This window comes from Pseudomonas sp. JS425, assembly GCF_018223845.1.
GTDB lineage: Bacteria > Pseudomonadota > Gammaproteobacteria > Pseudomonadales > Pseudomonadaceae > Aquipseudomonas > Aquipseudomonas asiatica.
The window spans coordinates 2,117,437-2,128,480 of record NZ_CP073661.1 but is presented as its reverse complement, the minus strand read 5'-3'; the positions used below and the strand labels follow the sequence as shown (position 1 = coordinate 2,128,480).

Annotated in this window: 11 protein-coding genes and 1 pseudogene; 7 read left to right on the top strand and 5 right to left on the bottom strand. The window is 62.5% G+C overall.

Translation table 11 applies throughout. The features are described from left to right. Nucleotides 1–59: 59 nt before the first annotated feature. Together KDB76_RS09795 and KDB76_RS09790 are read right to left on the bottom strand one after the other, a co-directional pair. Complete coding sequence (locus KDB76_RS09795) at nucleotides 60–1,082, bottom strand: AraC family transcriptional regulator (RefSeq protein WP_024086600.1); 1,023 nt, start codon at nucleotides 1,080–1,082, stop codon at nucleotides 60–62. Nucleotides 1,083–1,139: 57 nt separating this feature from the next. Continuing rightward, complete coding sequence (locus tag KDB76_RS09790) at nucleotides 1,140–2,003, bottom strand: LysR substrate-binding domain-containing protein (protein WP_013971826.1); 864 nt, start codon at nucleotides 2,001–2,003, stop codon at nucleotides 1,140–1,142. Between the two features lie 112 nt (nucleotides 2,004–2,115). On the opposite strand from KDB76_RS09790, the gene KDB76_RS09785 reads away from it, so the two are divergent. From KDB76_RS09785 to KDB76_RS09775, 3 genes are all read left to right on the top strand, one after another. Then, nucleotides 2,116–3,222 (top strand): 2-aminoethylphosphonate--pyruvate transaminase, encoded by a 1,107-nt coding sequence (locus KDB76_RS09785; protein WP_013971825.1) that lies wholly within the window; start codon nucleotides 2,116–2,118, stop codon nucleotides 3,220–3,222. Nucleotides 3,223–3,256: 34 nt separating this feature from the next. Then, entirely contained in the window at nucleotides 3,257–4,084 is an 828-nt protein-coding gene (gene phnX / locus KDB76_RS09780) for a phosphonoacetaldehyde hydrolase (protein WP_013971824.1), read from the top strand. 258 nt (nucleotides 4,085–4,342) lie between these two features. Beyond that, nucleotides 4,343–5,293 (top strand): IS110 family transposase, encoded by a 951-nt coding sequence (locus KDB76_RS09775; RefSeq protein ID WP_013970357.1) that lies wholly within the window; start codon nucleotides 4,343–4,345, stop codon nucleotides 5,291–5,293. A gap of 191 nt (nucleotides 5,294–5,484) precedes the next feature. Here KDB76_RS09775 and KDB76_RS09770 read toward each other — a convergent pair whose 3' ends face one another. Beyond that, nucleotides 5,485–6,432 carry an IS110 family transposase gene (locus tag KDB76_RS09770; RefSeq protein WP_038408539.1) on the bottom strand — a complete coding sequence of 316 codons (948 nt, stop codon included), beginning with the start codon at nucleotides 6,430–6,432 and terminating at the stop codon, nucleotides 5,485–5,487. A gap of 250 nt (nucleotides 6,433–6,682) precedes the next feature. After that, the gene (locus KDB76_RS09765) at nucleotides 6,683–7,747 is read right to left on the bottom strand and encodes an AI-2E family transporter (RefSeq protein WP_013971823.1); all 1,065 of its coding nucleotides are present in this window, start codon (nucleotides 7,745–7,747) and stop codon (nucleotides 6,683–6,685) included. Nucleotides 7,748–7,880: 133 nt separating this feature from the next. Between KDB76_RS09765 and yegQ the strand changes: the two genes are divergently transcribed. Further along, entirely contained in the window at nucleotides 7,881–9,200 is a 1,320-nt protein-coding gene (gene yegQ, locus KDB76_RS09760) for a tRNA 5-hydroxyuridine modification protein YegQ (RefSeq protein ID WP_013971822.1), read from the top strand. A gap of 9 nt (nucleotides 9,201–9,209) precedes the next feature. On the opposite strand, the gene KDB76_RS09755 is transcribed toward yegQ, so the two are convergent. Then, nucleotides 9,210–9,860, bottom strand: coding sequence for a hypothetical protein (locus tag KDB76_RS09755; RefSeq protein WP_013971821.1), 651 nt, complete (start codon nucleotides 9,858–9,860; stop codon nucleotides 9,210–9,212). 102 nt (nucleotides 9,861–9,962) lie between these two features. Here KDB76_RS09755 and KDB76_RS09750 point away from each other — a divergent pair. The 3 genes and pseudogenes from KDB76_RS09750 to KDB76_RS09740 form a co-directional block, all read left to right on the top strand. Next, nucleotides 9,963–10,088: pseudogene (locus KDB76_RS09750) on the top strand (copper resistance protein CopB); the annotation flags it as partial. A 41-nt stretch (nucleotides 10,089–10,129) separates the two neighbouring features. Beyond that, complete coding sequence (locus KDB76_RS09745) at nucleotides 10,130–10,558, top strand: DUF411 domain-containing protein (protein WP_015269641.1); 429 nt, start codon at nucleotides 10,130–10,132, stop codon at nucleotides 10,556–10,558. After that, nucleotides 10,558–10,995, top strand: coding sequence for a YqaA family protein (locus tag KDB76_RS09740; RefSeq protein WP_013971818.1), 438 nt, complete (start codon nucleotides 10,558–10,560; stop codon nucleotides 10,993–10,995). The genes KDB76_RS09745 and KDB76_RS09740 overlap by 1 nt, the downstream gene beginning before the upstream one ends. Nucleotides 10,996–11,044 lie beyond the last annotated feature (49 nt).

Below are 11,044 nucleotides of genomic sequence, written 5' to 3'. Positions count from 1 at the left end.
GATCGACTTGTCACGATGCTTGTCAGCGGCGCCAGCCGGCAGCGGGAAGGCGTGGTTCCCTAGCCGCCACTGCCGCGCTTGAGGATCAGCGCACGGTAATGCCCAGGGTTGCAGCCGAACCACTTGCGAAATGCCTTGTAGAACGAACTGCTGTCGGCAAAGCCCAGGCGCTCGGCGATTTCGCCCATGGCCGCGTCTTCCTGGCTCAGCCAGGCAATTGCAAGCTCACGACGCACGCTGTCCTTCAACCCTTGGTAGTTCTGCCCCTCTTCGGCCAACCGCCGGCGCAGGGTAGAAGGCGACAGGCACAACTGGCGCGCCAGGCTGTCGCCATCGGGCCACTGCCCCGGGTCCAGGCGCAGCAGGTCGGTGCGAATGCGCCGCCCGAGGCTGGCCGGGTCACGGTACTTGACCAGGATGTTGCCCGGCGCCTCGGCCAGAAAGCGCTGCAGTTCTTCTTCGCTGCGCCGCAGCGGCAGCTCGAGGCATTCGGCAGCGATGATCATGCGCGTGCGCGGGCGCTCGAACTGCAGGTTTTCCGAAAACATCACCCGGTAGTCATCGCAGAACGGCGGCTCGGCACAGCGCAGATCGATGGCCAGGATCGGGATACGCCGCCCGGCCAACCAGCAGGTCACACCGTGCACGATCATCCAGAAGGTGAAATAGGTGAAAGCGCGGCGCGGTGTGTCACGCGGTTCGTTGATGACGATTTCGGCCAGGCCTTGCTGGCGCACCAGGCTTGGCTGCAGGTCTTCAAGCATCAGTGACAGGAACGCCAGCGCGGTTTCCAGGCCGGCGCCCAGGGTTGGCTGGCCCATGCTGGCACGGCACATGAACGCCAGGCTGCCGCTGCGCAGGCCGCGCGGGTCCATGGCGAAGAACTCATCGTTGCAGCGCCGCGCCAGCAGACGCCAGAGCCGGGCATAGGACTCGGCACTGACCCGTGCCGCTGGCAGGTGCAGTTGTTCGACGGCGATACCCGCCCGGGCCAGCAAGCCGGTATCGGGCTCGCCGGCGGGGCAAGTCTGCAACAGCGCTTCGCGCACCAGCTGCATGGAAATGGTGTCTTTCTCGCTCATCGACGGTCCTGTCGGCTCAATGCCGGCCATCTTAGGCCGCCCCGTTGAAAACAGCCATCACAGCCCCGCCGCCAGGCCTAGGAACGCCTGGATCAGGCGCAGCTCACGGCGGCGCTCCAGGCAGCCGATCAGGTGCTGGTTGACCAGGCCGTCACCGGCCAGCGGGCGTGCCACTACCCGCGGGTCATTGGCGACTTCGGTGGACGACACCACGCCAATGCCCAGCTCCGAGGCCACCGCTTCGGTCACCGCCTCGCGGCTGTCCAGCTCCAGCAGCACCCGAGGTTGCACAGCAGCCTTGTTGCAGGCCTTGTCGAAGGTGCGCCGGGTGGTGGAGCTGGGTTCGCGCAACACCATGATCTGCTGGTGCAGCTCAGCCAGCGGCAAATCACCCTCGCCGCTGGCCCAGGCATGCCCCGCCGGCAGCAAGGCGCACAACCGCGACTCGCACAGGTTTTGCAAATGCAGGCCTTTGCGCGGTTCGATCTCGGTCAGCACGGCCACGTCGGCATGTTCGCTGAGCAATGCCGCCAAGGTTTCCTGGGCATTGCCCAGGCGCAGGTTGACGGTAATGCCCGGGTAGCGCTCGCGCAGCAGCGCCAGCATCGGCATGACCCGGTGCGGGCCATCGGCCGCCACCTCCAGGCGCCCGGTCAGCAGTTGCCGATTGGCCTCGAGCATGGCCTGCGCCTCTTCGGCCAGGCCGAACATGGCGCGGGTGATGGCCGCCAGGCGGGTGCCCTCTTCGGTCAACTCCACCCGCCGCGCGGTACGCCGCAGCAAGGTGATCTGGTAGTGCTCCTCCAGCGCCTTCACGTGCCCGGTCACCGCCGGCTGGCTGATGAACAGGCGTGCGGCGGCACGGGTAAAGCTGCCCTCACGGGCCACGGCATCGAAGGCACGCAACTGGAACAGGTTCATATTTATCGGCCTGAATTATAGCTCGGATAACAACAAACAATTTGATTGATGACAGCGCCAATTGCAACCTAGGCCCCGTAGTTTCAGCCCACCGCTTGTGAGGAATAACGGAATGAGCAACGCCCCGATTCTGCTGACCCCCGGTCCCCTGACCACATCAATCCGCACCCGCCAAGCCATGCTGGTGGACTGGGGCTCCTGGGACCGCGACTTCAACCAACTGACGGCCAGTGTCTGCGAGCAACTGCTGGCCATCATCGACGGCAGCGCCAGCCACCACTGCGTACCCCTGCAAGGCAGCGGCACCTTCGCCGTGGAAGCGGCCATCGGCACCCTGGTGCCGCGTGACGGCAAGGTCCTGGTGCTGATCAATGGCGCCTATGGCCAGCGCCTGGCGAAGATCTGCAAAGTGCTGGGCCGTGCCTACAGCACCTTCGAAACCGCCGAAGACCAGCCGACCACCGCCGCCGACGTCGACCGCCTGCTGGCCGCCGATCCGGCCATCACCCACGTCGCGCTGATCCACTGCGAAACCAGCACCGGCATCCTCAACCCGCTGCCCGAGATCGCCCAGGTGATCAAAGGCCACGGCAAGCGCCTGATCATCGACGCCATGAGCTCGTTCGGCGCACTGCCGATCGATGCCCGCGCCATCCCCTTCGAGGCGCTGATCGCCGCCTCCGGCAAATGCCTGGAAGGGGTACCTGGCATGGGCTTCGTGTTCGCCGAGAAAACCGCCCTGGCCGCTGCCGAAGGCAACGCCCACTCGCTGGCCATGGACCTGCACGACCAGCACACCTACATGGCCAAGACCGGCCAGTGGCGCTTCACCCCGCCGACCCACGTGGTCGCTGCCCTGCACGAAGCGCTGCAGCAATACAACGAGGAAGGTGGCCTGCCAGCGCGCCACCAGCGCTACGCCGACAACTGCAAGACCTTGCTCGACGGCATGGCCGCCATCGGCCTGCGCAGCTTCCTGCCTGCCGAGATCCAGGCGCCGATCATCGTCACCTTCCACGCACCGAACGATCCCCGCTACCAGTTCAAGGACTTCTACGAGCGGGTCAAGGCCAAGGGCTTCATCCTCTACCCGGGCAAGCTGACCCAGGTGGAAACCTTCCGTGTCGGCTGCATCGGCGTGGTCGGAGCGGATGGCATGCAGGCCGCCGTGAATGCCGTGGCCGAGGTGCTGCGGGAAATGGAAGTGCTGGACATCTGACCCTTTGCCCACCCAATTTCAGGAACAAGCGCACATGAACTACAGCAACCCTACCCAGCTGCAAGCCGCCATCCTTGACTGGGCCGGCACCGTGGTCGACTTCGGTTCCTTCGCCCCGACCCAGATCTTTGTCGAAGCCTTTGCCGAATTCGATGTGCAGGTGTCCATCGAAGAAGCCCGCGGCCCGATGGGTATGGGCAAGTGGGACCACATCCGCACCCTGTGCGATGTGCCGGAAATTGCCGAGCGCTACCGCAAGGTGTTCGGCCGTACCCCGACCGACGATGATGTCACCGCCATCTACAACCGCTTCATGCCACTGCAGATCGAGAAGATCGCCGTGCACTCGGCGCTGATCCCCGGCGCCCTGGACACTCTCACCGGGCTGCGCCGAGACGGTCTGAAGATCGGCTCTTGCTCGGGCTACCCGAAGGTGGTGATGGACAAGGTGGTGGAGCTGGCCGCGCAGAACGGCTACGTGGCCGACCATGTGGTGGCTACCGACGAAACCCCGAACGGCCGCCCATGGCCGGCCCAGGCCCTGGCCAACGTGATCGCGCTGGGTATCGACGATGTAGCGGCGTGCGTGAAGGTCGACGATACCGTGCCGGGCATTCTCGAGGGCCGCCGTGCTGGCATGTGGACCGTGGCCCTGGTGTGCTCGGGCAATGCCCTGGGGCTGACCTGGGAAGGCTACCGCGCGCTGAGCGCCGAGAAGCTGGAAAGCGAGCGCCAGCGCATCCACGCCCTGTTCGCCGGCTCCCGCCCGCACTACCTGATCGACACCATCAACGAACTGCCCGAAGTGATCGCCGACATCAACCGGCGCCTGGCCAAGGGTGAGATGCCGCAAACATCCTGACCCGGTCATGGGGGCCGCGTTGCGGCCCATCGCCGGCAAGCCAGCTTGTGTCTTCAAGGTCTCTTAAACTCGAAAGGGTGAGAGCAGTGGATGGCAGACTGAAAGCCAGGTGTGCTCTAAAGCACGAGTGGGAGCCTAGTCGCCATCCACCTCCCACTCTGACCTAAGCCCGAACAGTTGAATGAGTGGCGAACTCGCAGTCACAAGCTAGGGCTAAGTCAGAGTGCTCTCACTTCTTGAGTGTAAGAGGGCTTGGCGATGATTTCCTACTTCGTTGGTCTCGACGTTTCGAAAGCGACTCTGGATGTGGGCTTTCTTCCTGAAAGTATTCCCCAGTTCCAGGTCAGGAATGACTCTGAGGGCTTTGCGCAACTGATCGCATGCCTGAACGAGCTTGAGGTCGAACGGGTCTTGCTGGAAGCCACCGGTGGCTATGAACGGGCCGTATTCAAAGCCTTGCGACTGGAGGGTTTGAACGTCGTCAGGGTCAACCCCAGGCGCTGTCGGGACTATGCGAGTGCCATGGGCAAAATTGCCAAGACTGACAAGATCGACGCCCAGATGCTGGCGCGGTTTGCCAGGGACTTCGAGGACTTGCCGCAGATAGAGCCTAATCAAGATCGGGATGAACTGGGAGAGCTCATCAAACTCCGTGGCAATCTTGTCCAGCATCGGGATGATGACAAGCGTCGGATGAAACAAACCACTTCAGCTACGGCCATTACCGTTTATACCGAGCATGTCGCTTACCTGAATGATCAGATTAAGGCCTTGGACAAGGCGATTGAGCGTGCCTCGAACGTGCTGGATCGCACGACAGCCATGCGGCTAAGGTCTGTGAAAGGGATTGGCGTCATCAGTTGTGGCACCTTCATGGCCTACCTACCTGAGCTGGGAAGCGTGACGGGGCGCGAAATTGCAGCCTTGGCTGGGTTAGCGCCGTACAACAAAGACAGCGGCAAGAAGAGTGGCCCGAGGAAGATCGAAGGCGGGCGTTACAGAGTCCGCAAGGCGGCCTACATGTCGATCTGGTCAATGATCCAGCATGTCCCAGAAGTTAGAACCCGCTATGAAGCCCTGATAGCCCGAGGCAAGCGCGCAAAAGTTGCCGCAGTGGCGTGCATGCGCGTGTTGCTGGTGCGCCTGAACGCAATGCTGCGTGACGGAACGGAGTGGAAAGAGCTCAAGCCTCAGGTACCCGCACCCTGATCACGAACGAGGATCGATTTTCTACAAATGCGGGCTTCGCCAGCGACACCGCTACGCGGTATCGAGCGAAGCCCTGCCCGAATGGCACGCTTGAAAATAAATTTCTAAAGACAGTTGCTCCCACAGGTCCAGCGACAATCTTGAGAGCAACGCTGTACCTGTGGGAGATTCTATGGTTTTAGGGAAGTTTTTTAAGCGGCTTTTGACCGATACTCATCTCCGCTTTTCAGTAGGGCAAATACTACTCGCGCCAATTTGCGTGCGAGCATGACAAGCGATGCTGTCGTGCTAAAACCACGTGCCAGGCGCTCTTCGTAGTACGATTTCCATACTGCCGTGCGGCATGCCGACATGGCTGCGTTGTGAAGGAGGCGTCGAGCTTCGGGGTCTCCTCGCTTCGTGAGCTTGGATTGCCCTTTTTTCTGCCCCGACTGCGCAATCCTCAGATCCATACCCAAAAAGGCGATAAACGCATCACCCCCGCTGAAGTTGCCACGCTGAAACGTCGCAGTCAGGCGTGCAGCCGTTAGAAAACCAATCCCCTCGACCTTCATGCAGCGCTTTACCTGAGGCATCAGTCCGGCCTTTTCCAGCAGACCCTTGATCATCTTCTCCACCAGCAGCTCAAGCCGCTGCATCGCACGCAGATGTGTCTTGAAGGCGGCTCTAAGTAGCGGTTCATTAGCCCATCCCTGAGACAGGCTGGTTCGTGCCTGGACCAGTCCCGCACGTCGCCGAAACAGGCTCAGAAGTTGTCGATAGATAGCCGGTGGCGGCGCCCAAGGCGTAAGGTCCTGTCCTTCGTTCTTCAGATAGCGGGCCAACAGCTGGGCATCAATTGCATCTGTCTTAGCGCGTACGTTGACGCCTTTGCGGTAATGGCTCAGGGCGTAACCATCTACCACGTAGATCGTATGCCCAAACTCAAAGGCCAGATCCGTAAACAGAACGTGATAAATGTTGGTCGCCTCGATGGCCACGGACATCGCACCCGAGAGGCCTTTGAGCCATTTCTTAATAGCTGCTTTGGTATTGGGGATTGCTATGAGCTCTGCTGATTCATCGTCCCAGATGACCAGTTCCGCTTTGGCCACATCCACGCCAATCAGCCGCTTTGAATCAGCAACCACCATTGCCATGAGCAACTCTCCTCGATAGTGTTGAAGCACTTGAAGGGTCACCCAGAGGCGCTGGCTTGTGTCTTTCGTCGGTCTGAGCCCGGAAGCATTCTTTATCGGCGCTTGGGTGAAAAGGGAGGAGGGGCGAGATCTCCCACGGTCTGTACTGCGCTAACAGTCAGAAGCTGGCTTTGTCCCTCCTCCTCCCTTCAAGTCTAACCATACAAGCTGGCTTGCCGGCGATGGGCTGCAAAGCAGCCCTGTCAAAACCTTACTCCGGCAACTGCACCCGGGGTTTGGTTGCCGCGAAGATCGCCCAGCTCGACACGAACAGCGCCGCGATCAATGGCCCGATCACGAAGCCGTTGAGCCCGAACACCGCCAGCCCGCCCAGCGTCGACACCAGAATCAGGTAGTCCGGCATGCGCGTGTCCTTGCCCACCAGGATCGGCCGCAACAAGTTGTCCACCAGGCCGATCACCAGCACGCCGAACGCGGTCAGGATCACCCCCGACAAAATCGCACCGGTCAGCAGGAAGTACGCCGCCACCGGCGCCCACACGATCCCCGCCCCCACCGCCGGCAACAGCGACAGAAACGCCATCAGTACCGCCCACACCAGCGCACTCGGGATATCCAGCACCCAGAAGATGAAACCGCCCAGCGCCCCCTGGGTAATGGCCACCAGCACGTTGCCTTTTACAGTAGCCCGCACCACACGGTTGAACTTCAGCTGCAAACGGCGCTTCTGGTGTTCGGGCAGCGGCACTGCCAGACGCACTTGGCGGGCGACTTCCGCGCCTTCGCGCAGGAAGAAGAACAACAGGTACATCATGATGCCGAAGCTGATCACGAACTCGAACGTGCCCTGCCCAAAGTTGAACGCCTGGCTGGCCAGCACCTGGCTGCCCTGGGTGGCCCACTTGCTGATCTTGTCGCGTAGCCCGTCGAGGTTGCCCATGCCCATGCTGTCCAGGCCCTGCTGGGCAAACGCCGGAAGCATGTCCTTGCCGCGCTCGACATAACCGGCAATATCCAGCTCCCCGTGCTCGATGCGCTGGTACAGGGCGGCTCCCTCCTGTACCAGCAGCGCGCTGGTGATGATCACCGGCAGGATCGCCACCAGCAGGCACACCAGCAAGGTGGCCGCCGCAGCCAGATTGCGCCTTCGGCCGAAACGCAGCAGCAGGTGGCGCTGCAGCGGGGCGAACAGGATGCCGAGTATCACCGCCCAGAAGATCGCACCGTAGTACGGCAGCAGGATCCAGATGAAGGCAATGGTCACCAGCGCCAGCAGTACTGCCAGGGCTTTGTTCTGCAGGGCGGTCTGGTTCATCGCGGGTCCTCGCATGGTTTATGCGTTATTAGTGCGCCGCACCTTGGCAAAAGTGCCGCCATTCCCTTGATGCAAATCAATACGGGCCGTATCTGCCAGCCCTAGCATCCGCGCCTTTTGCTCCGGTGCGCACATGACCCCTATCGCCAAGCCCGAACTGCTGGCCCCCGCCGGCACCCTCAAGACCATGCGCTACGCCTTCGCCTATGGCGCCGACGCGGTCTACGCCGGCCAGCCACGCTACAGCTTGCGGGTGCGCAACAACGAGTTCGACCATGCCAACCTGGCCCTGGGCATCCAGGAGGCACATGCCTTGGGCAAGCGTTTTTACGTGGTGGTCAACATTGCCCCGCACAATGCCAAGCTCAAGACCTTCCTCAAGGACCTGGCGCCGGTGGTCGAGATGGCACCGGACGCGCTGATCATGTCCGACCCAGGCCTGATCATGCTGGTACGCCAGCACTTCCCGCAGATGCCGGTGCACCTGTCGGTGCAGGCCAACACGGTCAACTGGGCCAGCGTGCAGTTCTGGCAGCAACTGGGCCTGAGCCGGGTGATCCTGTCGCGCGAGCTGTCGCTCGAAGAGATCGAAGAGATCCGCCAGCAGGTGCCGGAAATGGAGCTGGAGGTGTTCGTCCACGGTGCCCTGTGCATGGCCTACTCCGGCCGTTGCCTGCTGTCGGGCTATCTCAACAAGCGCGATGCCAACCAGGGCAGCTGCACCAACGCTTGCCGCTGGAAGTACGACGCCACCCCGGCCACCGAAAACGCCACCGGCGACATCGTGCGCGAAGTGCAGCCGACGCTGGGCCTGGGTGCACCGACCGAGCAGGTATTCCTGCTGCAGGAAAGCAACCGCCCCGGCACCGAAATGCCGGCGTTCGAAGACGAGCACGGCACCTACATCATGAATGCCAAGGACCTGCGCGCCATCCAGCATGTCGGGCGCCTGGCCGCCATGGGCGTGCACTCGCTGAAGATCGAAGGCCGCACCAAGTCGCACTTCTACTGCGCCCGCGCCGTGCAGTCGTACCGCCAGGCGATCGACGACGCGGTGGCCGGGCGGCCATTCGACCGCTCCCTGATGGACAACCTCGAGTCCCTGGCCCAGCGCGGTTACACCGAAGGCTTCCTGCGCCGCCACGTGCACGACGAGTACCAGAACTACCAGCGCGGCAACTCGGTGTCCGAGCGCCAGCAGTTCGTTGGCGAACTGACCGGGGTGCGCGTCGACGGCCTGGCCGAGGTCAAGGTGAAGAACCGCTTCGCCGTGGGCGACCATCTGGAACTGATGACCCCACGCGGCAACTACCACTTCGATCTCGAGCACATGAGCAATGGCCAGCAGCAACCGCTGCAGGTCGCCCCGGGCGATGGCCACACCATCTACCTTCCTGTTCCCGAGCAGGTGCCATTGGCATACGGCCTGCTGATGCGTGACCTGCCAGCTTGAGCGAGGTGGCTAAAGTTCGATCCTGGTAATGGCGCCAAGCCGCCGGTCGCCCAATTCCTTACGAATCTGCTGGCGAAAAGCGGCGAAACGTTCCAGGTCAAAACGGTAAACAGTGCCGGTGTTCCACACGACGATGTCACGCTGGGCCTCGCTCCAGAATCCGAAGTCGCGCATTTCCACCGTGGCATTGAAGCGAAACGAGTAGACCGCCAGATGGATCTGGCCCTCCTCGTCCTTCTGGCAGGGTGTTATCAGAAACGATGAGGCGACGTCGTTCTGCCAACCCGACTGCAGGAACTTGCTGGCGTGAGCACTGATGCGCAGTTCCTGCATGGATGCGCGCGCCAGTTGGGCCAACAGCGTTGGTGTGCTGCCTGTGCCAATGGGCTCGAGCCCGGTATCGAAATCGTCATGGTCCCTGATGACCTGCGGCGGCAACTCCAGGGCGGCCATCCTTACGCAGCCATGTTTCTCCAGGCGATTGCGGAAGCGGTCGAACCAGCTTTTCCATAGCTCGTCCCGGTCGAGGAAGCGGCTTGCGAACTCATCGGCATGGTCCAGCAACGTTTGCACGTCCTGGCGTTCCTCGTCGGACAGGTTTGGTCCGATGCCGATCAGATTGGTCTTGGAGTACAACAGGCAGTCCAGTGGTAGGGTCATGATCCAGCAGGCTCTCAGATAGGTGTGCCGCACGTTAGCCAGCGTGATGACAGGCCGGCATCCGGAACCACTACCTGGCAGGTAGACTGGCTGCCTGACAACGCTGGCGAACGGCAACAGGCCGCGCTGCGCCTGAAGGCCGCTTACGCTATGCTGCTGGCCAACCGCTGGATACCGGACCGCCCCTGGGGCCGCAACGACACCGGGCGCGTGCAAGGCACAGGCCTGGTCGCCGGTATCCGCCCACGTTTTTGAAGGAGTGCTTCATGATGCTGCGTAAACACCTGCTGCCCCTGGGCCTGCTGGCCATCACCGGCCTGGCCCAGGCTGCCGAGACCATCGACGTCTACCGCGACCCCAACTGTGGCTGTTGCAAGGCCTGGATCAGCCACCTGCGCGACAACGGCTTCACCGTCAACGACCATGTCGAGCCGAACATGAGCGAGGTGAAGCAACGCCTGGGCGTGGCGCCACGCCTGGCGTCGTGCCATACCGGGGTGATCGACGGCAAGTTCGTCGAAGGCCACGTGCCGGCCGAGCAGGTGCGCCTGCTGGCCAAGCGCAACGACCTCAAGGGCCTGGCCGTGCCGGGCATGCCTATGGGCTCGCCCGGCATGGAAATGGGTGACCACAAGGATGCCTACCAGGTCATCGGCGTGACCCAGGACGGCAAGGACACCGTGGTCGCCAACTACTGATGCTCAGCCTGTGGGCGCTGTTCCTCAGCGCCTTCGGCGCCGCTACCCTGCTACCGCTGCAATCGGAGGCCGTGCTGGTCGGCCTTTTGCTGCGCCAGCCCGAGGCCTGGGCCACCCTGCTGCTGGTGGCGACCCTGGGCAATGTGCTGGGCTCGGTGGTCAACTGGGTGCTGGGCCGGGCCATCGAGCACCTGCGTGACAAGCGCTGGTTCCCGTTCAGCCCTGCCCAGCTGGAACGCGCGCAACAGCGCTACCAGCGCTGGGGGCAATGGTCGCTGCTGCTCAGCTGGATGCCGGTGATCGGCGACCCGCTGACGCTGATCGCGGGCATCATGCGTGAGCCGTTCTGGCGCTTCCTGCTGCTGGTGACCCTGGCCAAGGCCGGCCGCTATGGGGTGCTGGCGATGATTACCCTGGGCTGGTTTCACGCCTGGTAACACCTTTCACGTTCCGCGTGGTCCACTGGCTGCTACAGTCGCCCCTTCC